Raw genomic sequence first — 23318 nt, forward strand, 5'->3', positions numbered from 1 at the left:
GGATCGCAGCCGGGGCAGCCCGCATCCGTGCACCCCGGCCCGTACGCGCACGCGGGCCCGCGCCCCGCGGGCAGCCGGCCCCAGCCCCTGCGAGCAGAATCACACCCGCAACCCCAGCCCCAGCCCCAGCCCCAGCCCCCAACATCCCCGCACCCGCACGCCGCCCCGGCCCCGGGCCACCCGCGCCCGCACCCGATCCCGGGCCCGCGCCCCGAGGGCGGCCGCGGCCTGCCCCCGCAGGCCGCGCCGCAGCGCGGGCCGGAGGCGCAGCCCCCGACGGCCCCGTGCCCGCACGCCGATCCGTACGGCGCCCCGGGCCCCGAGGGTGCCCGCCCGCACCCGGATGCGGGCGGGGCCCGGGACCGGCTGCTGCCCGGTCAGGCGCCGGCACGGGTGCCCGGGCAGGCGCCGGGCCGGGAGGCCGCCGGGCTGCCGGGCAGGTTCGCGCCCACGGTCGGCCGGCCCGACGCCCAATCCCTCGCTACCGCCCCGAGCGGACCCGGCCACCAGCAGGACATATCCAGCACAACAGACATACCGAGCCAGTGGGTTCCGTCACCCGAGCACGGCTACGGCGCCCCCGACGACGCGTTCGGGAGCGGCGCCGCCGCCCACACCGGCGACGCGACAGCAGACGGCGAAGGCGCCGCCCCCGCAGAGGCGGGCGGCCGGCCCGGCATCCCCGTACAGCGGGACGGCCGCGCCGTCCACGGCCCGCGGCGGCCCGCCACCCCGGCGGCGGCGGCCACCACCGCACCCGGCGCCTCGACCGCGGCGACCCCAGACGCCCACGCCCACGCCCACGCCCACGAGCAGGCCGAAGCCCACGCCCACGCCCAGGCCGCCACCACGCGCCGCGTCGCGCGCCGCGCCGTCAAGGCCATCGGGTTCTGCGCGGCCGTCACCGCCGGCACGATGCTCCTGCTCCGCGGGAACGAAGCCCTCACCGGCCTCGCCACCGCCCCCGCAGCCCCCTCGGCAGCCAAGGCCCCGGCCGTACCCGCCGCCGCCCCCGACCCCGGACGCGTCGTCCAGATCGTCGCCCACCCCGACGACGACCTGTACTTCATGAACCCGGAGCTGCGGCACTCCCTGTCCGCCGGCACCGGCCACAGCATCACGTCCGTCTACCTCACCTCCGGCGAGGCCGACGGCGTCAACGCCGGTGCCGCCGGGCGCGCTTCCGCCCGCCCCGACAAGCGCGCGTACGCCGAGGCCCGCCAGAACGGCATCCGGGCCGCCTACGCCAAGATGGCCACCGGCGACCGCACCAGCGCCTGGAGGCGCACGTCCGTCCCCACCCGCGGCGGCGGCCGCGCCGAGGTCGACGTCCTCGTCGCCCGGCCCGAGGTCCACCTCGTCTGGCTGCAGCTCCGCGAGGCCGGCACCGTCCACGCCGAGGCCCCCGACAGCCTGCGCGGCCTCTGGGACGGCAAGGCCCCCCGCCTGGAGTCCGTGCTCGCCTCCGGCAGCCCCGTCACCGAGCCGTACGCCTACTCGCGCGACGACCTCGTCCGCACCCTCGCCGGCATCCTCGACCGCTACCGGCCGACGACCGTCCGCATCCAGGACCCCACCCCCGGCCGGACCCCCGCCACCGGGCGGTTCACCGACCACCAGGACCACTTCTACGGCGCCCGCTTCGCCCAGGCGGCCCTCGCCGCGTACGCGGCCGAGGTCAAGGGCCGGCCGCACTTCGCCGTGCAGAACTACCTCGGCTACTCCAACGGCTCCCTGCCCGGCACCCTCGACCCGCAGACATCCGCGGACAAGCTGGACATCATGGACGTCTATGCCTGGGTCGACCGCGAGAACCACTGCGGCAGCAGCGCCGGCTGCGGCGACCTCAAGGTCGCGGACCACCCCGCCGGCAACAACTGGACCTCCACCATCAACCACGCCCGCGGCTCCGGCACCTCCTGGCTGGCCTCCGACCGGCAGCACGGCCTGTGGGCGTTCCAGGTGCTCGACGGGCAGGTCGCGCTCTGGCACCGGGCCGGCCCGATCGGCCCGTGGAGCGGGCCGCACCTGCTGCCGGGCACCGGCATGGACCCGGGCGTGTCCACGGTCACCCTCCCGGACGGGCGGATCGCGGCCTTCGCGACGCGCACGACGCTCGGCGAGCAGCCGTCGGACTACCGGCGCGAGGTCGTGTACGCCGTACAGCGCGCCCCCGGTGCACGGGAGTTCGGCGCATGGCAGTCGCTGGGCACCCCGGAGGCGTCCGATGCGGACCGCACCTCCGACATCAGCGCGCCCGCGGTGTCCGCGGACGGCACGGGCCGCCTGGCGGCGTACGTACGCGACGGCGGCCACACCCTGCGCGGGCGGGAGCAGCGGGCGGACGGCACCTGGGGCCCCTGGGAGGCCCACGGCGGCGCCGGCCTGCTCGGCACCCCGGTGGCGGCCGCCGATGCGGCGGGCCGGCGCATGGTCTTCGCGGCGACCGCGGCCTCGGTGACGGCCTGGGCCCAGCCGGCCCCTGGCGCACCCCTGGGCCCGGCAACCCCGACGGGCCTCCCCCAGACGGCCCTCCCGCTGACGGCGGACGCCCGCGAGGGCGGAGTCCGCCTGTGGCTGCGCAAGCCGGGCTCGGGCGACGTCCGGACCGCCCTGGCGACGACCACCCCCGACGGCACACCGGCGGTACGGGGCCTCACCGACCTGGGCGGCCTCCAGGGCTTCGGCGCGGTCGCCGCAGGCGGCCACGTCCTGGCGGCCCGCTCGGCCGGCGGCCACCTCGGCGCGGAACTCGGCGAGGGCCGCCCCTGGGAACGCTCCCCCCTGCTCTTCGTGGGCGACCCCTCGGCGGCGGTCACGGGCAACGGCACCACGGTCAACCTGGCGGTGATGGGCCTGGACGCCCGCCTGTACGCGACGTCCTCCCCGGACACCCCGAAGGCGTACCTGACCCCCTGGCAGCCGATAGGCCCGAGCAACACGGGACAGGCGCAGCCGTAGCTCCCGCGCCCCGGCGGCGGGTGCCGTTGTCAGCGGGCCCGCGTACTTTTCGGTTGGCCGCCCAGGCGGGCGGCGAGAAGGGGTGGGGCATGGAATGGGTTGCAGACCCGCGGCTGGCGGCGGGGCCCGAGGCCGCCTGGTTCCTGGAGGCGGTGTTCGCACCCGGTACGCAGATGGGGACGGTGTACGACGATCCGACGACGCCCGTCGTCGTGACACGGATCGAGGAAGTGGCCTCCCTGCGGGTTCCCAGCGGCCGGCTGGTCGTCGATGCGCCCTGGGACGACGACGACATGTGGGCGTACGAACAGGGGCAGCCGACGCGACCCCCGCGCGAGCTGGCGGTGCGCATTCCTCCGGGCAGCTACCGCATGGAGATCGCCTGGACTGCGGGCCCGTACGAGTTCATGGGCGAGCAGTGCGACGGCGTCGACGTCGCCGCGACCCGCCTGTGCATCAGCGACGAGCCCGTGGCCGGGTGGGAAATGGCCCTCGGCGTCGGCGAGGACGTCGATGAGCTGAAGCCGGGGGACATGATCGGCTTCTGTGCCGATGCCAATGTCGGCTGCTTCGCAGACGCGGGTGCGTGGACGACTCTGTGCAAGCCGTTCCGCACGTTCGTGAACGGCCACTGGGGCTTGCACGACACCGAAGAACTCCCCGGCTGGTGCAACCGGGTGCGCGACGAGTCGCAGCAGGCCGACCTGGTCACGTTCGGGGTCGAAATCCGCGGCGTCGTCTGGCTGGGCCGCACCAGGACCGGCGACGTGGCCTCCATCGTGGTCGCCAGCGGCGTGATCGACTCCGGGGCCTGAACGGCCGAGGGCCGACGCTGCGCAGACGTCGGCCCTCGGTGCCGGGCGGGGCGCCCGCCGCGTTCGGGCTACAGCACCGGCAGGTTCTTGCGGAGCTCGAAGGCCGTGACCTCGCTGCGGTACTCCTCCCACTCCTGCTTCTTGTTGCGCAGGAAGAAGTCGAAGACGTGCTCGCCCAGGGTTTCGGCGACCAGTTCGCTGCGTTCCATCAGGGAGATCGCCTCGCCCAGGTTCTGCGGGAGCGGCTCGATGCCCATCGCGCGGCGCTCCGAGTCCGACAGGGCCCAGACGTCGTCGTCGGCGCCGGCCGGGAGTTCGTAGCCCTCCTCGATGCCCTTCAGGCCCGCCGCCAGCAGGACCGCGTACGTCAGGTACGGGTTGGCGCCCGAGTCGATGGAGCGGACCTCGATGCGCGAGGAGCCCATCTTGCCCGGCTTGTACATCGGGACGCGGATCAGCGCCGAGCGGTTGTTGTGCCCCCAGCAGATGTACGAGGGGGCCTCGCCGCCGGACCCGGCCGTGCGGGTGGAGCCGCCCCAGATGCGCTTGTACGAGTTCACCCACTGGTTCGTGACCGCCGAGGTCTCCGCCGCGTGCCGGAGCAGGCCCGCGATGAAGGAGCGGCCGACCTTCGAGAGCTGGTACTCGGCGCCGGACTCGTAGAAGGCGTTGCGGTCGCCCTCGAAGAGCGACAGGTGGGTGTGCATGCCGGAGCCGGGGTACTCGGAGAACGGCTTCGGCATGAAGGTGGCCTGCACGCCCTGCTCCAGCGCGACCTGCTTCATGACCAGGCGGAACGTCATGATGTTGTCGGCGGTGGACAGCGCGTCGGCATAGCGCAGGTCGATCTCCTGCTGGCCGGGGGCGCCCTCGTGGTGGCTGAACTCGACGGAGATGCCCATCGATTCGAGCATGGTGATCGCCTGCCGGCGGAAGTCCATGCCGACGTTCTGCGGGGTGTGGTCGAAGTAGCCGGAGTTGTCCGCGGGCACGGGACGGGAGCCGTCCAGCGGCTTGTCCTTCAGCAGGAAGAACTCGATCTCCGGGTGGGTGTAGAAGGTGAAGCCCAGGTCGGAGGTCTTGGCGAGGATCCGCTTGAGGACGAAGCGGGGGTCCGCGAAGGACGGCGACCCGTCCGGCATGAGGATGTCGCAGAACATCCGGGCCGTCCCGGGGGCCTCCGCGCGCCAGGGCAGTATCTGGAAGGTGCCCGGGTCCGGCTTGGCGATCATGTCGGATTCGTAGACCCGCGCGAAGCCCTCGATGGCCGAGCCGTCGAAGCCGATGCCCTCGTCGAAGGCCTGCTCCAGCTCGGCCGGCGCCACCGCGACGGACTTGAGGAAGCCCAGCACGTCGGTGAACCACAGGCGCACGAAGCGGATGTCGCGCTCCTCGAGCGTCCGGAGGACGAATTCCTGCTGCTTGTCCATGCCTTCATCCTCGCAGTTCAGACGGCCTGTGCACCACCGCCGTCAGGGGTGGGCGCGGGGGCGGGCGGACCCAGTATCGCCAGCCGCGGTTTCCGCCACATTACGCACCATCGAAACCTCGTGGCACCCCTGCACTGACCGCCGGGGTGTCCTGGCCACTACCATCTGCCGCCATGGGGGGCCGGGAGGACATACGGAGGGGGCGCGGCGCGGGCCGCCCGCCCCGGCGTGCCGTGTTCGCGGTGGCCCTGTCGGTGCTGCTCGGGGCGTTGCTGCTGTGCGTGCGCCCCGGCGAGCCGCCGCACGCCGCGCCGGTCTCCGCCGCCGCCCCGGCGACCCCTGCCGCCGCCGGCGCCGCGCTCCCCGGACCCCCGCACGCCGTGTGCGCGGATCCGGGGCACAGGCCCGGCTGCTCCCCGTTCTCGCAGGTCACCCCCGGTGTCCTGCCCGCCCCGCCGCCCGCGCTCCCCGTCACCCCGGGGGCCGCGGATCCGGCCTGGCACGCCGCCGCAGGGCGCGGGGCCCGCCCGTACGACGCCCCGGCCCGGGCACCCGACCTCCACGCTCTCCAAGTGCTGCGGACCTGACGGACCCCGGCGCGCCGCGGCCGACGGACGCCCCGCGCCCCCGCCGGACCCACCCCCACCCCGCTCACGAAGGAATCAGGTCACATGGCCGGCACCAACCCGACCCCCAACCCCTCCCGCCAGGCGCGCATAGCCGAGATGCGCCGCGCCGAACGCGCCCGCGAGCGCCGCAACAAGATCCTCGCGATCTCGGTGTCGACGGCGCTCGTCGCGGGCCTCGTCGGCTTCGGCGCCTGGGTGCTGCTGCAGCAGAAGGCCGAGGAGAAGGCGGCGGCCCGCGAGGCCGAGACCGCCCGCACCACCCCCGTGGCAGCCGAGCAGTCCTGGGACGCGAAGTCGCTGGGCCGCAACCACGTCGAGACGCCCGTCTCGTACCCGATGAACCCGCCGGTCGGCGGGGACCACCACCCGCGCTGGATGAACTGCAACGGCGACGTCTACAAGGAGCCCGTGCCGCGTGAGAACGCCGTGCACTCCCTGGAGCACGGCGCGGTGTGGGTGACGTACAACGACAAGGCGTCCGCGGCGGACGTCGCCGAGCTCTCCCGCACGGTGGAGAAGACCCCGTACTCGCTGATGAGCCCGGTCGCCGACCAGTCCGGGGCCATCATGCTGAGCGCATGGGGCAAGCAGGTCACCGTCGACAGCGCCTCCGACCCGCGCGTGAAGCAGTTCTTCACCAAGTACGTGCAGGGCCCGCAGACGCCCGAGCCGGGCGCGGCCTGCACGATGGGGGTGGCCGGCAAGTGAGGCGTACGTACCGGGCGGCCGGCTCCGCGGTGCTGCTCGCCCTGCTCTTCGCGGTGGCGGCCACGGTCGCCGCCGCGAGCGGCGGGCGCACCGCCGGAGCCGCCGCCCGTACACCCGCCCTGTACTCGCCGGACGCGGGCTTCGCCCGGGACATGGCGGTGCACCACCAGCAGGCGGTGGAGATGTCGTTCCTGGTGCGGGACCGCACGCAGGACGAGGCGGTGCGCAGCCTCGCCTACGACATCGCCAACACGCAGGCGAACCAGCGCGGCATGCTGCTGGGCTGGCTGGACCTGTGGGGGCTGCCGAAGGTGCTGGCGGGCGAGCCGCCGATGTCCTGGATGGCCCCCGCCTCCGCCTCCGCCCCCGCCTCCGCATCCGCCCCCGCCTCCGCCGGCGGCAGCGGCGCTCACGGCGGCCACGCCGTGGACGGCGTCCCGGCCAAGCCGGGCGCGCTGATGCCCGGCATGGCCACCAAGGAGGAGATCGCCGCGCTGGGCGCCGCGCAGGGGCGGGACGCGGAGGTGTTGTTCCTCCAGCTGATGACCGACCACCACAAGGGCGGTGTGGCGATGGCCCGCGGCTGCGCCGTGCAGTGCGCGACGCCGGCCGAGCGGGCGCTGGCGCAGGGCATGGTCGAGGCCCAGCAGTCCGAGCTGACGCTGATGGCGGACATGCTCCGGGCCCGCGGGGCTGCGCCGCGCGGGTGACGGGGCGCGCCCGTACGGTGGGTGGGAGGGCGCCACGTGCGGCCCTCCGACCCACCGGCCGGCCCCGCCGGGGCTCCGTGGCGGGCGCGCGGCGCGCCCGCGCCGGCCGTCGTAACGGCATGCTCAGGAGGTTGACGCCATGACCACCGCGGCAGACATCATGCACCCCGGGGCCCAGTGGATCCCGGCGACGGAGACCCTGGACCGGGCCGCCGAGCTCATGCGCCGGCTGAACGTGGGCGCGCTGCCCGTCAGCGACGCGGACGAGCGGCTGTGCGGCATCGTCACCGACCGCGACATCGTCGTGAAGTGCGTGGCGATCGGCCACGACCCGGCCCAGGTGACCTGCGGCGACCTGTGCGAGGGCACGCCCCGCTGGATCGCGGCGGACGCGGACGTCTCCGCCGTCCTGGACGAGATGGAGTCCCACCAGATCAAGCGCCTGCCGGTCATCGAGAACAAGCGCCTCGTCGGCATGATCAGCGAGGCGGACCTGGCGCAGCACCTGCCGGACGAGCAGCTCGCGGGCTTCGTCGAGAAGGTCTACGCCCGCCGCTGACCGGCGGGGGCGCCGAGGACGGCCCGGGCCACCTGCTCCGGCCGGTCCAGCATGACCAGGTGGCCCGCGGGCTCGGCGGCCTCGAAGCGGGCGCCGAGTTCGGCGGCGAGCGCCTGCTGCCGGGCGAGCCAGCGGGCCGCGGCCCGGCTCCCGGAGCCGTCGTCGCCGGCGAGGACCGTCGTCGGGGCGGCCAGCGGGTGCCGGGCGCGCAGCGCGAGGACCTCGGCGGCCATGTCCGGGTAGCGGGAGTTCTCCAGCAGCGCCCCCCGCCAGACCCGGCCGGTGCGGTAGCAGCGGCGTACGAGGTCCCGGGGCGCGGGGTCGGCGCCGCCGGTCCGGGAGAGGCGTACGGCGGCCCGGCGGGCGGCGGGGCCGAGCGCGGCTGGCAGCCCGGCGGCGGTGAGGGCGCGGCCCGCGGCGCGGGCGGCACCGGTGCGCAGGGCGGAGGGCAGGAGGGTGCGGGGGTGTTCCTCGACGCTGCCGTCGAGGAGGACCAGGGCGGCGGTGCGCCGCGGGTACAGGCGGGCGAAGGCCTCGGCGTGGAAGGCGGCGAGGGAGTGCCCGGCGACGGTGGCGGGGGTGCCGGCCAGGCCGAGGGCGTCCAGCAGCCCGGCCATGCGGCGGGCTTCGCCGGCGGCGGTGGGCGGGGCGGTCGCGGGGCCGCTCAGCCCGTGGCCGGGGCGGTCGAAGCGGATGGCGGTGCGGCCTGCGGCGGCGAGCAGCGCGGCGACCGGATCCCAGTCGAACCAGGCCATGGCGAGCCCGGCGCTCAGCACGACGGGCGGCCCGGTGCCGTCGACGACGACGTGCAGTGCGGTGCCGTCGACGCGGACGAAGCGGTGCTCGCGCGTCCCGTACGTCTCGTGCGCCTCGGACGTCACGTACGCCGCTCCTTGTGCACCGACCAGGCCAGCAGGCCGAGCCACAGCGCGACGAGGAGGACCTGGAGGCGCTGCCCGGCGCCGAGGGCCCAGGTGCCGCGGCCGGCGGTGAACATCGCTATGGCGGCCAGCGTCCAGACGGTGGCGATCAGCTCCAGGACGACGAGGGCGGGGCCGTGGGCGGCGAGGGGGGCGAGGATGCCGTAGCGGCGGGCGGCGACGGTGAGGGCGATGATGCCGACGAGGGCGCCGGTCATGGCGAGGCTGCTGCTGACGGCGTGGGCCTGGTGCGTGGCGGGGACGAGCCCGGCGGTCTCGCGGGCGGCGCACACCGGGTCGGCGGTGGGCGTGCAGCTCAGCGGCAGCCAGGCGTCGGCGGCGGTCGCCGCGCCGAAGAGGGTGACACCGGCCCAGCCCGTGACGGACCAGAAGCGGCGGGACTCGGGGTGGCTGCGCAGCCGGAGGAGGGCGAGCAGGCCGCCGGTGAAGGCGAGGACGCCCGCGGTGAAGTCGGTGGCGCGGAAGAGGCCGCCGAGCGGCTGGTCCTGGGCGGCGAGCTCGCTGACGTACGTCTCGATGGGGTTGAGGCCGGTGGAGAGCACCACCTCCAGCACCCAGGCCGTGTACGCGGCCGCGCCGAGGCCGACGAGGAGGGCGACGAGCCAGGTGCGGCCCGACCGGGCCGACCCGGCCGCGGGGCTCCCGGGCGTCGCGGGGGCGGCCGGCGCCGCGGCGGGCTCCAGCGGCCGCGCAGGGCCGGAGCGGCCCGTCTGGCCTGCCTGGCCTGCCTGGCCTGCCTGATGCGCGTGCCCTGTGCGTGCCGTGTGCCGTGTGTGGCCCGCGCGCCACGTGTGGGTCGTGCGCTCCGCGCGCCGGTCATGGTTCGTACGCTTTTCAGCCCGTATCGCCATGTCTACATCATCCTCAAGACTGCGGTCCCCGTAATCTGCGCGGATGCCGGCCCGGGTACGGGCGCGCCGGGATCCGCTCCCCGCCGCACTCCCCCGGCCACCCGTCGGCGCCGCTGCGGCGGCAGCCGCCGCGCTGGTCGTGCGCGTCGCCGCCGTGCAGGTGCCGTGTCCCTTTGGGGGTGGCTCCACGGCCTGGAAGACGTGCGGCGGGGCGAATGCGTTGCCTGCGGTCCGAGTGCGGCGGGCCACACCGCCCCGCCCCGCGGGGAACTCGTTTGGCGGGCATCCCGCCCCATGGCAGTCTTTCGGATCATCAGACCGCATGACGCGAGGACAACCCCCACTCCATGAGCACGCCTCCGAACCCGCCCGGCACCCCTTCGGAGCCGGAGCACGAGGGCACATCCGTTCACCGGCCGGAGGCGGAGCCCACGCCTGCACCCGCCGCGAAGCCGTCGCTCCGGAAGGCTCCGGAGCCCGGCGAAGAGGGCCCGGAGGCCCCCGCCGCCCCGACGGCACCCGCAGCGCCGTCCCTCCGCAAGGACGCCGCCCCGGCTCCGGAGCCGCAGTCGGCGGCCCCGGCCGAGGCGCCCGCAGCCGAGGCGGCGGCCCCTGCCGCGCCGTCCCTGCGGAAGGAGCCCGCCCCCGGCGAGGCGCCCGCACCCGCCGAGGCGCCCGCGCCCGCGCCGGAGGCAGCGGCGCCGGGCGAGCCATCTCCGGCGGCGCAGCCGCCCGCCACCCCCGCGGCGGCCGTCCCGGCCCAGACGCCCCAGCCCGCGACCCCGGCCCAGGCCCCGGCCCCGGCCCCGGCCCAGGCCCAGGCCCAGGCCCCGGCGCCGGAGGCCTACGCTGCCCCGGGCTACGCCGCCCCGTCCTTCGCCGCTCACGGCTACGCCGCCCCCGGCACCCCCGGCGGTGCGCACCTCCCGCCCGGCCCGCCCGGCGCCCCCGTCCCGCCCGGCAACCCGTGGGCGTACCACGGTGCCGGCGGCACCGGGCCCTGGGGTGCGCCCGTCCAGGAGGGCAACGGCCTCGCCGTGGCCTCCCTCGTCCTCGGCGCCTGCGCGATCTTCTTCGGCCCGGTCCCGCTCCTCTTCTGGGGCGGCGGCATCCTCGGCCTGATCGCCGTCGGCACGGGCCTCGGCGGCATCAAGCGCGCCTCGGCCGGGGCCGGCCGCAAGGCCATGGCCGTCGCCGGCACGGTCCTCGGCCTCCTCGGCCTCCTCTGCTCGGTCGGCGGCTACTTCCTGACCGAGCGGCTCGTCGACAGCGCCCGCCACGGCATCGAGCGGGAGATCGACTCCTGGCCGGAGCCGGACGCGGACGGCCTGGAGATCGACCCGGAGGAGTTCGGGTCCGACGACCCGTGGCCGGCGCGCCCCGGACGGCCGACCCCGGCGCCGTCCCGCAGCGACGTGCCCGGCATGACCTCCCCGCTGCCGTTCGGCGAGACGTTCGCCTACCCGGACGGGATCAAGGTGAGCCTGTCGCAGCCGAAGCCGTACAAGACGAAGAACCGCTACTCCGACGTCGGCAACGCGGTCCAGATGACGCTGACCATCACCAACGGGTCGGCCGAGAACCACAACGTCATCTACGCCGTCCCGAACGTCCGCGACGACAAGGGCATGACCGCCAAGCTCGTCTTCGACGGCGATGTCCCGAAGCTGATCAGGGGCGACATCCTGCCGGGCCAGTCGGCCAGCGGCGTGGTCGTCTTCGAGGTCCCCGAGGGCACCACCAGCCTGAGCGCCGACATCTCCCCCGGCACGCTCATGCAGAGCGTGAAGTTCAGCGGGAAGATCGGCTGACGGCAGCCGCCGCGAACCGCCCGGGCACGGGGCCGCCGCCCCATAGCGTCAGAAAGACGATTACACTGGCCCCGTGCCCCAACTTCGCCTCGCTCTCCTCCAGATCGACTCGCACGTGGGCGACATCGCCGCCAACGCCGACTCGGTCGTGCACTGGTCCCGGCACTCCGCCGAGCAGGGCGCCCACCTCGCGGCGTTCCCCGAGATGATGCTGACCGGCTACCCCGTGGAGGACCTCGCACTGCGCGGCTCCTTCGTGGAGGCCTCCCGCTCCGCCCTGGCCGCACTGGCCGTCCGGCTGGCCGACGAGGGCCTCGGCGAGCTGCCGGTCGTCGTCGGCTACCTCGACCGCAGCGAGCGGGCCACCCCCCGCCTGGGCCTGCCCGCGGGCTCCCCGGAGAACGCGGCCGCCGTCCTCCACCGCGGGGAGGTGGTACTCCGCTTCGCCAAGCACCACCTCCCGAACTACGGCGTCTTCGACGAGTTCCGCTACTTCGTGCCCGGCGGCACCCAGCCGGTGATCCGGGTCCGCGGCGTCGACGTCGCCCTCGCGATCTGCGAGGACCTCTGGCAGGAGGGCGGCCGCGTCCCCGCCACCCGCTCCGCCGGGGCCGGGCTGCTGATCTCGGTCAACGCCTCCCCGTACGAGCGGAACAAGGACGACGTCCGCCTCGAACTGGTCCGCAAGCGGGCCCAGGAGGCCGGCTGCACCCTCGCCTACCTCGCGATGATCGGCGGCCAGGACGACCTCGTCTTCGACGGCGACTCGATCGTGGTCGGCGCGGACGGAGAGGTCCTCGCCCGCGCCCCGCAGTTCTCCGAGGGCTGCGTCCTGGTCGACCTCGACCTGCCGGCGGCCCGGCCGGACGCCCCCGAGGGCGTCGTCGACGACGGGCTGCGCATCGACCGCGTCGTCCTCTCCGAGGAGCCCGTCGAGCCGTACGAGCCGGTCGCGGCCGGCGGCGGCGGCGAGCGGCTCGACGACGACGAGGAGGTGTACGACGCGCTGGTCGTGGGCCTGCGCGCATACGTCCGGAAGAACGGCTTCCGATCGGTCCTGATCGGGCTGTCCGGCGGCATCGACTCCGCACTCGTCGCCGCCATCGCCTGCGACGCCGTCGGCGCGCAGAACGTGTACGGCGTCTCCATGCCGTCGAAGTACTCCTCGGAGCACTCCCGGACGGACGCCGCCGAGCTGGCCCGGCGCACCGGCCTCAACTTCCGGACCGTCTCCATCGAGCCGATGTTCGACGCCTACATGGGGTCCGTCGGCCTGACCGGCCTCGCCGAGGAGAACCTCCAGTCCCGGCTGCGCGGCACCCTGCTGATGGCGCTCTCCAACCAGGAGGGCCACATCGTCCTCGCCCCGGGCAACAAGTCGGAGCTGGCCGTCGGCTACTCCACCCTGTACGGCGACTCCGTCGGCGCGTACGGCCCGATCAAGGACGTCTACAAGTCGGACGTGTTCCGCCTCGCCCGGTACCGCAACCGGGCCGCCGAGGAGCGCGGGGAGACCCCGCCGATCCCGGAGAACTCCATCGCCAAACCGCCGAGCGCCGAGCTGCGGCCCGGCCAGGTGGACACCGACTCGCTGCCGGACTACCCGGTGCTGGACGCGATCCTCGCCCTGTACGTGGACCGCGACCAGGGGCTGGAGGCGATCGTCGCCGCAGGCTTCGACCGCGGGCTGGTGGCGAGGACGCTGCGGATGGTGGACGCGGCGGAGTACAAGCGGCGCCAGTACCCGCCCGGTACGAAGATCTCCGCGAAGGGCTTCGGCAAGGACCGCCGCCTGCCCGTCACCAACGGCTGGCGCGAGCAGGCCTGACGCCCGCGGGCGGGCCGCCGCCCGGCCCCCCGCCCGCCCGGCGCGCTACGTGCCGACCGTCACCCGGGCGGCCACCGGAAGGTGGTCGCTCGCGGTGCGCGGCAGCGTCCAGGAGGCCTCCGGCTTCATCCCGCGGACCATGATCTGGTCGATCCGCGCCATCGGGAACGCCGCCGGCCAGCTGAACCCGAAGCCCTCGCCGGCGGCGCCCTGCGTGGAGCGCATCTGCGAGGTGACCTCGCGCAGCGAGCGGTCGTTCATGGTGCCGTTGAGGTCGCCGAGCAGGACGACCTTGCCCAGCGGCTCGGCGGCGAGCGCCGCGCCGAGCGCGCCGGCGCTGTTGTCGCGCTGGTTCGCCGTGAAGCCGGCGTTCAGCTTCACCCGGACGGACGGCAGGTGCGCCACGTAGACGGCGATCCGGCCGCGCGGGCTCTCCACGGTGGTGCGCATGGCCCGCGTCCAGCCCATCCGGATGTCGACCGGCCCGCTGGCCGTCAGCGGGTACCTGCTCCACACGCCGACCGTGCCCTCCACCGCGTGGTACTTGTACGTGCCCGCCAGGGCCTTCTCGTACGAGGGGACGGCGCTGCCCTTGAGCTCGGTCAGGGCCAGCACGTCGGCCCCGGAGCGGGCCACCGACTCGGCCGTGGCCCGCGGGTCGGGGTTGGCCGCGTCGACGTTGTGGGTGGCGACGACGAGGTCGCCGCCGGAGCCGGACTTGCCGAAGACCAGGCCGCCGAAGAGGTTCAGCCACACCACCGCCGGCAGCAGGCAGGCGATCAGCGCCGTCGCCGAGCGGCGGAATGCGGCGCACGCAGCGAGGACGGGGACGAGCAGCCCCAGCCAGGGCAGGAACGTCTCGGTGAGGCTGCCCAGGTTGCCGACGTCGTTCGGCAGCTGCGCATGGAAGATCATGACCAGGGCGAGCACGACCGCCAGGACGGCGGTGGCGATCCCGCGCCGCCAGATCCCTCTGTCGCGGCGCAGTTCGGCCAGGCGGCGCCGGAGGCCGGATCCGGAGGGCTCGCGCTCCGAGCCGCCGTTCCCGGTCTCCGCCATGTACGCCTGTGCCATGCCACTGCCCTCGCTGCCCTGCTCGCGCTCCGTTCCCGCACCATGACCCTAGGCGATGGACGGAGCCTTCCGTGCCGGTGTTCCGGCCGTACGTCCGGGAGGACGAACGGCCGTGCGGCGCGGGTTCCTGTTGTCACGAAACGCGCACATTCGCTCGGACGCGTGCCGTTCGCTCATCCGAACGGACGCAGTGGAGCACTTGCGGGGGCCTCGGGGCGGCCTCGGGGCCGACTCGCCCCGGCGGGGAGTGTGACGCACCGGTCGCTCCCCCACTTTCGCGGCGGCCCGGCCAGGTGCCACCATGGTGGGTGAGTCCGGGGACGCCGTCAGGGCGCCTCGAGATGACACAAGGAGCAGTTGCCATGACGCATGCCGTTTCGCCTGCCCGCGAAGCAGCCTCCCCCACCCTGTACGGGGGCACCGGCACCCGCCGGATCACCGTCCGCGACCTCACGCTCGCCAAGGAGCGCGGCGAGAAGTGGCCGATGCTCACCGCGTACGACGCGATGACCGCCTCCGTGTTCGACGAGGCCGGCATCCCGGTCATCCTCGTCGGCGACTCCATGGGCAACTGCCACCTCGGCTACGAGAACACCGTCCCCGTCACGATGGACGAGATGACCCTGCTGTCCGCAGCCGTCGTGCGCGGCACCAGCCGGGCCCTCGTCGTCGGCGACCTGCCGTTCGGCTCGTACCAGGAGGGCGCGGTGCAGGCGCTGCGCAGCGCCACCCGGCTCGTGAAGGAGGCGGGCGTCGGCGCGGTGAAGCTGGAGGGCGGCGAGCGCTCGCTGCACCAGACGGAGCTGATCGTGCAGTCCGGCATCCCGGTCATGTCCCACCTGGGCCTGACCCCGCAATCCGTCAACGCGATGGGCTACCGGGTGCAGGGCCGCGGCGACGAGGCCGCGCACCAGCTGCTCCGCGACGCCAAGGCCGCGCAGGACGCGGGCGCGTTCGCGGTGGTGCTGGAGCTGGTGCCCGCCGAGCTGGCCGCCGAGGTCACCCGCTCGCTGCAGATCCCGACGGTCGGCATCGGCGCGGGCGCGGACTGCGACGCGCAGGTGCTGGTCTGGACGGACATGATGGGCCTGACCGGCGGGAAGATGCCGAAGTTCGTCAAGCAGTACGCCGACCTGCGCGCCACGATGACGGGCGCGGCGAAGGCGTTCGCCGAGGACGTCGTCGGCGGGGCGTTCCCGCAGGAGCAGCACAGCTTCCACTGATCAGCGGATTCCCGCCGTCCGGCGCGGATCCGCTGATCCCGCCGGCCGGCGCCGGACCACCGGGCCGGCAGGCCGCCGACCGCCCCGCGCGGCCGGCGGGCTGCCGGCCCGCCGGCGTCCTGCCGCCCCCGTCGTCGCCGCTGTCGGCACCGCTGCCGCGGTCTGTCGGTGGTCTGTCGGTGGTCTGTCGGTGGCGGCTGGTCCCCTGGGGCCATGACGCGAACCGACAACAACCCCCAGTACGGCCCGAACGCCGTCGAGGTCCGGGGACTGGTCAAGCACTTCGGTGAGACCAAGGCCCTGGACGGAGTCGACCTGGACGTCCGCGAGGGCACCGTCCTCGGTGTCCTCGGCCCCAACGGCGCGGGCAAGACCACCCTGGTCCGCTGCCTGTCCACGCTGCTCGTCCCGGACGCCGGCACCGCCCGCGTCGCCGGGTACGACGTCGTCCGCCAGCCGCGGCAGCTGCGCCGCACCATCGGCCTGACCGGCCAGTACGCCTCGGTCGACGAGAAGCTCTCCGGCTGGGAGAACCTGTACATGATCGGCCGGCTGCTGGACCTGTCCCGCAAGGACTCCCGCGCCCGCGCCGACGAGCTGCTGGAGCGGTTCTCCCTCACGGAGGCCGCGCGCAAGCCCGCCATGACGTACTCGGGCGGCATGCGCCGCCGCCTCGACCTGGCCGCCTCCATGATCGGCCGGCCGGCCGTGCTGTACCTGGACGAGCCCACCACCGGCCTCGACCCGCGCACCCGCAACGAGGTGTGGGACGAGGTGCAGCGGATGGTAGCCGAGGGCGCCACCGTCCTGCTCACCACCCAGTACATGGAGGAGGCCGAGCACCTCGCGCACGAGCTGACCGTCATCGACCGCGGGCAGGTCGTCGCGGGCGGCAGGATCGACGAGCTGAAGGCGCGTGTCGGCGGCCGCACCCTGCGGATCCGGCCCGCCTCGGCCTCCGACCTGCCGGGCATGGCGCGCGCCCTCGCCGAGGCCGGCCTGGACGGCATCGCCGGGGCGCAGGCCGTGCCGGACGAGGGCGTCCTGCTCGTCCCGATCCTCAGCGACGAGCAGCTGACGGCGGTGGTCGGCCTGCTGGCCGCCCGCGGCCATGCGATCGCCGACCTCGGCACCTACCTGCCGAGCCTGGACGAGGTGTTCCTCGCCATCACCGGCCACCGGACCGCCGACGCGCAGGACGCGCCGCCGGCCGAGGGGCAGCAGACCGGCCGCGCGGGCCGGACCGACCGGACCGACAAGAACACGGAGGTCGCGGCATGAGCACCGCCACCACGAGCAAGCCCGCCGCCACCGCCGCGGCCGCCGCACCGGCCGGGACGGGCCCGCTGCCCGGGGAGGGCCGCATCGGCCTGCGGGCCAACCTGCGGCACATCTCCGCCCTGGCCCGCCGCAACGTCATGCAGCTCAAGGCCGACCCCCAGTCGATGTTCGACGTCGTGTTCATGCCGATCGTGTTCACGCTGCTGTTCGTGTTCGTCTTCGGCGGCGCGATCTCCGGCAGGGGCAACCAGGACGCGTACGTCAACTACGTCGTCCCCGGCCTGATGGCCATGATGGGCCTGAACGTCGCCATGGGCGTCGGCATCGGGGTGAACGACGACTTCAAGAAGGGCGTCATGGACCGCTTCCGGTCCATGCCGATCGCCCGGTCGTCCGTCCTCCTCGCGAAGATCGTCGTCGAGCTGGGGCGGACGCTGATCGCCATCACGATCCTGCTCGGGGTCGGCTTCCTGCTGGGCCTTTCCATCAAGACGTCGTTCACCGACCTGCTGCTGGCCATCGGGCTGTCCGCCGTCTTCGGCGCCTCCCTGATGTGGATCTTCATCCTGCTGGGCCTGACCCTGCAGAACGCCCAGGCCGTGCAGGGCGTGGCGATGATGGTCCTGATGCCCCTCCAGTTCGGCAGCTCGATCTTCGCCCCGCCGTCGACGATGCCGGGCTGGCTGCAGTCCTTCACGGACTACAACCCGCTGTCCCAGCTCGCCGACGCGGCCCGCGCGCTGATCAACGGCGGCCCCGTCGCCCACGCCGTGTGGGTGACCCTGGCCTGGTCGCTGGCCATCACGGCCGTCACCATGCCGCTCGCGGTGCGCAAGTTCCGCCAGAAGACCTGATCCGGCCGGCCGGTCCGCTCCGGATCGCGTCCCGGACGGGCCCCCGGCGGGGGGGGGCCGGGTCAGATGAGGGCGGCGGCCTCCTCCAGGGTGAGGCCGCCGCCCTCGGCGTACGCGGCCCCGTACGCGGCGTCGTCCAGCTCCCCCCGGACCAGCTCCTCCGCGCGGGCCCGGTCCTCCCGCTCCGTCGCCACCGGGACGTGCCCGTCCGGCAGCAGCGCCCGGTACGCGCCCAGCAGCCGGGCGGCGCGCAGCGCCTCCTCGCGGCCGCCGAGCCCGGCCCGCGCGCGGGCCGCCGTCAGCATGTAGACGGCGGGCAGCTGCGGGGCGACCATGTCGGCCAGCGGGTCCCGGGCGGACTCCAGGGCCTGCCGCAGCACGGCCAGCGCCTGCTTGTGGCAGCCGTCCTGGTTGTCCAGCCAGGCCATCGTGGCGAGCAGGTAGCAGTCGAAGACGGCGTACGCGCCCATGGCGAACTCCTCGCGCAGCCGGCGGATGTGCGCGCGGGCCTCGGCGATGCGGCCCCTGCGCCCCAGGCACACCGCCATGAACAGGTGGGCGGCCGGCATGGCCTCGTTGCCGTAGCTGCGGGGCATGGCGCGCAGCACGTCGGCGAGCAGGTCCTCGGCCTCGGCGTACCGCCCGCTCTCCATCAGCACCCCGGCCATGCGCACCCGCAGCACCGTCACCTGCGAGGGCGCGCCGAGCCGCTCCGCGTGCCGGATGGCCGCCCGGAAGTCGTCCGCGGCGAGCGCGTACAGGCCGTGCTTCTCGCGGGCCTCGGCGCGGGCCGACAGCGCCTCCGCGCAGCCCCAGTCGTCTCCGAGCGCGGTGAACAGCGCAAGGCTCTCCTCTGCGTCGCGGGAGGCGTCGCCCGCCCATGCGGCCCGGTTGGCCAGTACGTTCGCCCGGAGCTGCAGGGCGACGGCGAGCTCCCAGCGGTAGTCGAACGCGCGGGCCGTCTCGACGGTGGCGTCGATGGTGCGGCGCAGCATCTCCGCGTCCCCGCCGATCATCACCGCGTAGATCCACAGCGAGCCGGGGGCCCGGCAGGTCTGCGGCAGGCCCGGCCGGTAGGCGGCGAGGACGCCCTCGATCAGCGGGCGCACCTCCGGCGAGTTCCAGTTCTCGCTGTTCTGGTCCCGTGCGGCGAGCTGGAGGAGCCGGATGCCGCGCCAGGCCTCGGTGAGCGCCTCCCCGCGGTACGGCGGCGGCGTGTCGGCGATCCGGTCGGGCACCGGGCCGGCCGGGGCGACGGGCGCGCGGAAGGGGTCCGGGCCCAGCTCGGCGACGGCGTTCGCCCAGTGCCGGCACTCGGCACGCAGGTCGTGCATCTGCCAGTACCAGACGAGGCAGTGCACGAGGCACAGCGCCTCCCCGGCGTCCCGGGCCGCGACCGCCCGGCGCAGCGCGCTGCGGATGTTCTCGTAGTCGGCGGCGAGCCGCTCCCCGGCCTCCCGCTGGCCCGCCCCGCGCAGCAGGGGCTCGGTGGCCCGGGCGAACTCCCGGTAGTGCACGAGATGCCGCCGCTCGGCGGCCCCGGCCTCCCCGGACTCGGCGGCGAGGCGCTCCCGGGCGTACTCGGCGACGGTCTCCAGCATCCGGTACCGCATGCCGCCGGGCCCGGGCGCGGCGATGACGAGCGACTTGTCGACGAGCGACCCGACGACGGAGGCGACGTCCCCGGTCCGGACGACGGCGCCGCCGCGCCCGCCCGCACCGGGACCGCGGCCGGAATCGGGGTCGGGACCGGGACCGGGGTCGGCGCAGACCGCTTCGGCGGCGGGCAGGTCGCAGCCGCCGGCGAAGACCGACAGGCGGGCCAGGACGCGGCGTTCCGCCGCGTCGAGGAGTTCCCACGACCAGTCGACGACCGCGCGGAGCGTCTGCTGCCGCGGCAGGAGGGTACGCGCGCCGCCCGTCAGCAGCCGGAACCGGTCGTCCAGCCGGTCCGCGATCTGCCGGGGCGTCAGCAGCCGCAGCCGCGCCGCCGCCAGCTCGATCGCGAGCGGGAGGCCGTCCAGGCGGCGGCAGATCTCGGCGGCCGCGTCGGGGTCCTCGGCGACGGTGAAGCCGGGGCGGGCGGCGGCGCCGCGGTCGTCGAGGAGCCGCAGCGCGGCATGGTCCGGCAGCGGCTCCACGGGCCGGAGGAACTCCCCCGGCACCCCGAGCGGTTCGCGGCTGGTGGCCAGGATCCGCACCCCGGGGCAGTGCGTGAGCAGCCGTTCGGCCAGCTCGGCGGCGGCCCCGGCGACGTGCTCGCAGTTGTCGAGGACCAGCAGCATGCCGCGCCGGGCGCAGTGCTCGGTGAGGCGGGCGAGCGGCTCGTCTCCCGCCCGCTCGGTCAGGGCGCGCAGCTCCTCGGCCGAGGCTCCGCGCAGCTTGGTCTCGCGGGCGCCGAGCGCGGTGAGGACGGCCTCGGGGACGTCGTCCGGGTCGTTGACGGGGGCGAGCTCGGCGAACCACACGCCGTCGGGCCACCGCTGCCGGCCGGCCGCGCCCGCGGCGTGGGCCTCGGCGGCCTCCTGCGACAGGCGGGTCTTGCCGGCGCCGCCCGGCCCCAGCAGGGTGACGAGCCGGGCACGTCCGAGGTCCGCGCCGATGGCCCGGATGTCCTCCTCGCGCCCGACGAACGTCGTCAGCCGCGCCTTCAGGTTCCCCGGCCGCGCCTCCGGAACGGCTGCGGGCCCGGGGGGCCCGGGCGGCGGCGCGAGGAGTTCGGCGTGCAGGGCGCGCAGGGCCGGCCCGGGGTCCGTGCCGAGCCGGCCGGCGAGCTCCTGCCGGACCTCCTCGTAGGCGGCGAGCGCCTCCGCCGCCCGCCCCGCGTCCCGCAGCGCCCGGATCCGCAGCGCCTGGAGCGGCTCGTCCAGCGGGTGCCGCCCGCACAGCTCGGCGAGCTCGGGCAGGGCGCGTTCCGCCTCGCCGAGGCCGAGGGCCGCCGCGAGCCGGCCCCGCCGCGCCTCGGCCCGTACGGCCTCCCAGCGCGCGGCCTCCGCGCCCGGCTCGGGCAGGTCGGCCAGGGCCGGGCCGCGCCACAGCGCCAGCGCCTCGTCGTACAGGGCCGCGGCCTGCGCCGGATCTGCCCCGACGGCCGCGGCGGCGGCCCGGACGAGCCGCTCGAAGCGGTACGCGTCGACGTCCTCACGGGCGGCCGCGAGCAGGTAGCCGCCCTCCTCGGAACGCACCGCGGACCGGCCCAGGGCCCGCCGCAGCCGCCCGACCAGCGCCTGCAGGGCGGCCGGCCCGTCGGCGGGGGGCTCGCCGGCCCACACGTCGGCGACGAGCAGGTGCACCGGCACGGCCCGCCCGGCCCGCAGGGCCAGCGCGGTCAGCAGGGCGCGCAGCCGCGCCCCGCCGACGGCGACGGGCGTCCCGTCGCCCCGGACGACCTGAACGGAACCGAGGATCGCGTAGCGCACCGCCCCATTGTCCCCACCGGGGCGCCCGCCCCCGCCCCGTTTTCCCCGTCCGCCCCACGCGCCCCAGTGGCACCCGCTCGGCCCGGCCACGGCCCGGTGCGGAGCCCTGCCCCCGCCCCCTTCCGCGGCCGCCGGGGGCGCGCGGTAGGTTTCGCGGCATGGTTCATCAGCGGACGCGCAGTGAGCGCCAGGTCAGTTCCGTCTTTCTCGGCATGGTCGCGATCATGGCCGTCACGGGGTGGGCCGTGTGGACGGGCTACTCGCAGAGCGCCGGGCTCGCGGTGTTCCTCTTCGTCACGTCGGCGTGGCTGGTCTCGCTGTGCCTGCACGAGTACGCACACGCCCGGACGGCCCTGCACGGCGGCGACCTCACCGTCGGCGCGAAGGGCTACCTGACGCTGAACCCCCTCAAGTACACGCACGTCCTGCTCAGCGTCGTCCTCCCCCTCCTCTTCGTGATCATGGGCGGTATCGGCCTGCCGGGCGGCGCCGTGTTCATCGAGCGGGACCGCATCCGGGGCCGCTGGAAGCACAGCCTGATCTCGGCGGCGGGCCCGCTGACGAACGTGGCGTTCGCCGTCGTCTGCACCGCCCCGTTCTGGCTGGGCGCCCTCGACGGGGTGCCGCAGCCGTTCCGCTTCGCGCTGGCGTTCCTCGCGCTGCTGCAGGTGTCGGCGTCGATCCTGAACTTCCTGCCGGTGCCCGGCCTCGACGGCTACGGGGTCATCGAGCCCTGGCTGTCGTACCGGGTGCGCCGGGAGCTGGCGCCGCTGGCGCCGGTCGGGCTGATCGCGGTGTTCGCACTGCTGTGGATCCCGGCCGTGAACGCGGTCTTCTTCGACGTGGTCCACGGCGCCCTGTCGGCGCTGGGCGTGCCGGACCTCGACAGCTACTGCGGGTTCGACCTGTTCCGCTTCTGGGAGGACACCGAGGGCTTCTGCGCGGTACCGCAGCCCTGACGCCGGGCGGGCCGGCGGGTCAGCCGGCCTGGCGGGCGGCCTTGCGGGCCCGCTCGCGGCGGATGTAGTACCAGGCCATGTTGGAGGACAGGCCGGCCAGCAGCACCCAGACGATGCCGAGGAAGCTGCCCTCGACGAAGGCCACCACGGCCGCCGCCACGGACAGCACGCAGACGAGGAGGGCGAAGACGGCGAGGCGGGGCATGGGGTACGTCTCCTAGACGGGGCACGGAACGGCATCGAGCCCCTCCAGTGTCCCCCACGCCCCGCACAGCCCCGCGCCGCCACCCCCCGCCCCGCCCGCGGCCCTTTTCCCCGTTCGCCGGATCCGCGCCCTCCCGCGCCGCTATGGTGCGCCCGAGGGTGTGTCGCGCATCACGCGCCGCGAGCACAGAGGCAGAACGACAGCCCGGCCCGCTCGGCCCGCCGCAGCGGGCGCCGGGCGGGCCGGCCGGGCCGCCGCCGGGGCGGTCAGACGTCGGTGATGCGCAGGGCGGCGTGGGCCTTGTAGCGGCGGTTCGTGGAGATGAGGTTCGCCACGAGGGCCTCGACCTGGTGCGCGTTGCGCAGCCGGCCGGCGAAGACGCCGCGCATTCCGGGGATGCGGGCGGCCAGGGCCTGGACGATGTCGGTGTCGGCGCGGGAGTCGCCGAGGACCATCACGTCCGTGTCGATCTCCGCGACGGACTCGTCCTGGAGGAGGACCGCCGACAGGTGGTGGAAGGCGGCGGTGACCCGCGAGTCGGGCAGGAGTGCGGCGGCCTGCTGGGCGGCGCTGCCCTCCTCGACCCGGAGGGCGTACGCGCCCTGCTTGTCGAAGCCGAGGGGGTTGACGCAGTCCACGACGAGCTTGCCCGCGAGGTCCTCGCGGAGCGCTTCGAGGGTCTTCGCGTGGCCCTCCCACGGCACCGCGATGATCACGACGTCGCTGCGGCGGGCGGTCTCGGCGTTGTCGGCGCCCTCCACTCCGAGGCCGATCCCGGCGGCGGCCTGGCGGGCGCGGTCTGCGGCGCGCGAGCCGATGACCACCTTCTGGCCCGCCTTGGCGAACCGGTAGGCCAGGCCCCGGCCCTGGTCTCCGGTGCCGCCGAGGACGCCGACGACGAGGCCGGAGACGTCCGGCAGGTCCCACGGGTCCTTGGCGGGGGCCTTGGCGGGCGCGGGCGGCTTCTGGGTGCTGTCGCTAGAGGTCATGGGGGGAGCGTAGTGCGGGGATCCGTACGCGCGAACGGGTGCCGCCCCGTGCGGCCGCCCGGCCCGGGCCT

The 23318-nt window shown here is 75.2% G+C and carries 19 protein-coding genes; 12 read left to right on the forward strand and 7 right to left on the reverse strand.

The genetic code is table 11. The features are described 5' to 3' along the window. Positions 1 to 393: 393 nt before the first annotated feature. Both C0216_RS24320 and C0216_RS24325 read left to right on the forward strand, forming a co-directional pair. The gene (locus tag C0216_RS24320; protein ID WP_246042673.1) at positions 394 to 2961 is read left to right on the forward strand and encodes a PIG-L family deacetylase; all 2568 of its coding nucleotides are present in this window, start codon (positions 394 to 396) and stop codon (positions 2959 to 2961) included. A gap of 89 nt (positions 2962 to 3050) precedes the next feature. Continuing rightward, positions 3051 to 3776: a DUF4241 domain-containing protein gene (locus tag C0216_RS24325; protein WP_114057338.1), complete on the forward strand. Its 726-nt coding sequence runs from the start codon at positions 3051 to 3053 to the stop codon at positions 3774 to 3776. A 68-nt stretch (positions 3777 to 3844) separates the two neighbouring features. Here the strand turns inward: C0216_RS24325 and C0216_RS24330 are convergent, their stop codons facing one another. After that, positions 3845 to 5206: a glutamine synthetase family protein gene (locus C0216_RS24330; RefSeq protein WP_114057339.1), complete on the reverse strand. Its 1362-nt coding sequence runs from the start codon at positions 5204 to 5206 to the stop codon at positions 3845 to 3847. Positions 5207 to 5379: 173 nt separating this feature from the next. Between C0216_RS24330 and C0216_RS24335 the strand changes: the two genes are divergently transcribed. The 4 genes from C0216_RS24335 to C0216_RS24350 all read left to right on the forward strand — a co-directional run bounded on the left by C0216_RS24335 (position 5380) and on the right by C0216_RS24350 (position 7812). Continuing rightward, a complete protein-coding gene (locus C0216_RS24335) occupies positions 5380 to 5793 on the forward strand; it encodes a hypothetical protein (protein ID WP_162793287.1) in 414 nt (137 codons plus the stop codon). 84 nt (positions 5794 to 5877) lie between these two features. Further along, complete coding sequence (locus C0216_RS24340; RefSeq protein ID WP_114057341.1) at positions 5878 to 6543, forward strand: DUF3105 domain-containing protein; 666 nt, start codon at positions 5878 to 5880, stop codon at positions 6541 to 6543. Then, on the forward strand, positions 6540 to 7253 hold the full coding sequence (locus C0216_RS24345; RefSeq protein ID WP_342777133.1) for a DUF305 domain-containing protein: 714 nt from the start codon (positions 6540 to 6542) through the stop codon (positions 7251 to 7253). The genes C0216_RS24340 and C0216_RS24345 overlap by 4 nt, the downstream gene beginning before the upstream one ends. 139 nt (positions 7254 to 7392) lie before the next feature. Then, positions 7393 to 7812 carry a CBS domain-containing protein gene (locus tag C0216_RS24350; protein ID WP_114057342.1) on the forward strand — a complete coding sequence of 140 codons (420 nt, stop codon included), beginning with the start codon at positions 7393 to 7395 and terminating at the stop codon, positions 7810 to 7812. Here C0216_RS24350 and C0216_RS24355 read toward each other — a convergent pair. Then, positions 7797 to 8693 carry an alpha/beta fold hydrolase gene (locus tag C0216_RS24355; protein ID WP_246042674.1) on the reverse strand — a complete coding sequence of 299 codons (897 nt, stop codon included), beginning with the start codon at positions 8691 to 8693 and terminating at the stop codon, positions 7797 to 7799. The two genes, C0216_RS24350 and C0216_RS24355, sit on opposite strands and share 16 nt — an antisense overlap. Next, positions 8690 to 9307: a DUF998 domain-containing protein gene (locus C0216_RS24360; protein ID WP_246042878.1), complete on the reverse strand. Its 618-nt coding sequence runs from the start codon at positions 9305 to 9307 to the stop codon at positions 8690 to 8692. The genes C0216_RS24355 and C0216_RS24360 overlap by 4 nt, the downstream gene beginning before the upstream one ends. 644 nt (positions 9308 to 9951) lie before the next feature. Between C0216_RS24360 and C0216_RS24365 the strand changes: the two genes are divergently transcribed. Beyond that, on the forward strand, positions 9952 to 11415 hold the full coding sequence (locus C0216_RS24365; RefSeq protein ID WP_114057343.1) for a DUF4352 domain-containing protein: 1464 nt from the start codon (positions 9952 to 9954) through the stop codon (positions 11413 to 11415). Positions 11416 to 11488: 73 nt separating this feature from the next. Beyond that, on the forward strand, positions 11489 to 13243 hold the full coding sequence (locus C0216_RS24370; RefSeq protein ID WP_114057344.1) for an NAD+ synthase: 1755 nt from the start codon (positions 11489 to 11491) through the stop codon (positions 13241 to 13243). 45 nt (positions 13244 to 13288) lie between these two features. Here the strand turns inward: C0216_RS24370 and C0216_RS24375 are convergent, their stop codons facing one another. After that, entirely contained in the window at positions 13289 to 14317 is a 1029-nt protein-coding gene (locus C0216_RS24375) for an endonuclease/exonuclease/phosphatase family protein (protein WP_114057345.1), read from the reverse strand. Between the two features lie 362 nt (positions 14318 to 14679). Between C0216_RS24375 and panB the strand changes: the two genes are divergently transcribed. The 3 genes from panB (at position 14680) to C0216_RS24390 (ending at position 17675) form a co-directional block, all read left to right on the forward strand. After that, positions 14680 to 15540 (forward strand): 3-methyl-2-oxobutanoate hydroxymethyltransferase, encoded by an 861-nt coding sequence (gene panB / locus C0216_RS24380; protein ID WP_114057346.1) that lies wholly within the window; start codon positions 14680 to 14682, stop codon positions 15538 to 15540. 213 nt (positions 15541 to 15753) lie between these two features. Further along, positions 15754 to 16821 (forward strand): ATP-binding cassette domain-containing protein, encoded by a 1068-nt coding sequence (locus C0216_RS24385; protein WP_114057347.1) that lies wholly within the window; start codon positions 15754 to 15756, stop codon positions 16819 to 16821. Beyond that, positions 16818 to 17675, forward strand: coding sequence for an ABC transporter permease (locus tag C0216_RS24390; RefSeq protein ID WP_114057348.1), 858 nt, complete (start codon positions 16818 to 16820; stop codon positions 17673 to 17675). Before C0216_RS24385 ends, C0216_RS24390 begins: the two co-directional genes overlap by 4 nt. 62 nt (positions 17676 to 17737) lie before the next feature. On the opposite strand, the gene C0216_RS24395 is transcribed toward C0216_RS24390, so the two are convergent. Continuing rightward, positions 17738 to 21094 (reverse strand): ATP-binding protein, encoded by a 3357-nt coding sequence (locus C0216_RS24395; RefSeq protein WP_114057349.1) that lies wholly within the window; start codon positions 21092 to 21094, stop codon positions 17738 to 17740. Positions 21095 to 21252: 158 nt separating this feature from the next. On the opposite strand from C0216_RS24395, the gene C0216_RS24400 reads away from it, so the two are divergent. Then, a complete protein-coding gene (locus C0216_RS24400) occupies positions 21253 to 22053 on the forward strand; it encodes a site-2 protease family protein (protein WP_114057350.1) in 801 nt (266 codons plus the stop codon). A gap of 19 nt (positions 22054 to 22072) precedes the next feature. Here the strand turns inward: C0216_RS24400 and C0216_RS24405 are convergent, their stop codons facing one another. Together C0216_RS24405 and npdG are read right to left on the reverse strand one after the other, a co-directional pair. Beyond that, complete coding sequence (locus C0216_RS24405) at positions 22073 to 22258, reverse strand: hypothetical protein (protein ID WP_114057351.1); 186 nt, start codon at positions 22256 to 22258, stop codon at positions 22073 to 22075. A 266-nt stretch (positions 22259 to 22524) separates the two neighbouring features. Next, positions 22525 to 23247 carry an NADPH-dependent F420 reductase gene (gene npdG / locus C0216_RS24410; protein WP_114057352.1) on the reverse strand — a complete coding sequence of 241 codons (723 nt, stop codon included), beginning with the start codon at positions 23245 to 23247 and terminating at the stop codon, positions 22525 to 22527. Between the last annotated feature and the right edge of the window lie 71 nt (positions 23248 to 23318).

The organism is Streptomyces globosus (genome assembly GCF_003325375.1).
Classification (GTDB): domain Bacteria; phylum Actinomycetota; class Actinomycetes; order Streptomycetales; family Streptomycetaceae; genus Streptomyces; species Streptomyces globosus_A.

Coding starts and splice junctions, on each gene's coding strand:
- C0216_RS24325 (WP_114057338.1), top strand. CDS start 3,051: ATGGAATGGGTTGCAGACCCGCGGCTGGCGGCGGGGCCCGAGGCCGCC.
- C0216_RS24330 (WP_114057339.1), bottom strand. CDS start 5,206: ATGGACAAGCAGCAGGAATTCGTCCTCCGGACGCTCGAGGAGCGCGAC.
- C0216_RS24335 (WP_162793287.1), top strand. CDS start 5,380: ATGGGGGGCCGGGAGGACATACGGAGGGGGCGCGGCGCGGGCCGCCCG.
- C0216_RS24340 (WP_114057341.1), top strand. CDS start 5,878: ATGGCCGGCACCAACCCGACCCCCAACCCCTCCCGCCAGGCGCGCATA.
- C0216_RS24350 (WP_114057342.1), top strand. CDS start 7,393: ATGACCACCGCGGCAGACATCATGCACCCCGGGGCCCAGTGGATCCCG.
- C0216_RS24365 (WP_114057343.1), top strand. CDS start 9,952: ATGAGCACGCCTCCGAACCCGCCCGGCACCCCTTCGGAGCCGGAGCAC.
- C0216_RS24375 (WP_114057345.1), bottom strand. CDS start 14,317: ATGGCACAGGCGTACATGGCGGAGACCGGGAACGGCGGCTCGGAGCGC.
- panB (WP_114057346.1), top strand. CDS start 14,680: ATGACGCATGCCGTTTCGCCTGCCCGCGAAGCAGCCTCCCCCACCCTG.
- C0216_RS24385 (WP_114057347.1), top strand. CDS start 15,754: ATGACGCGAACCGACAACAACCCCCAGTACGGCCCGAACGCCGTCGAG.
- C0216_RS24390 (WP_114057348.1), top strand. CDS start 16,818: ATGAGCACCGCCACCACGAGCAAGCCCGCCGCCACCGCCGCGGCCGCC.
- C0216_RS24400 (WP_114057350.1), top strand. CDS start 21,253: ATGGTTCATCAGCGGACGCGCAGTGAGCGCCAGGTCAGTTCCGTCTTT.
- C0216_RS24405 (WP_114057351.1), bottom strand. CDS start 22,258: ATGCCCCGCCTCGCCGTCTTCGCCCTCCTCGTCTGCGTGCTGTCCGTG.
- npdG (WP_114057352.1), bottom strand. CDS start 23,247: ATGACCTCTAGCGACAGCACCCAGAAGCCGCCCGCGCCCGCCAAGGCC.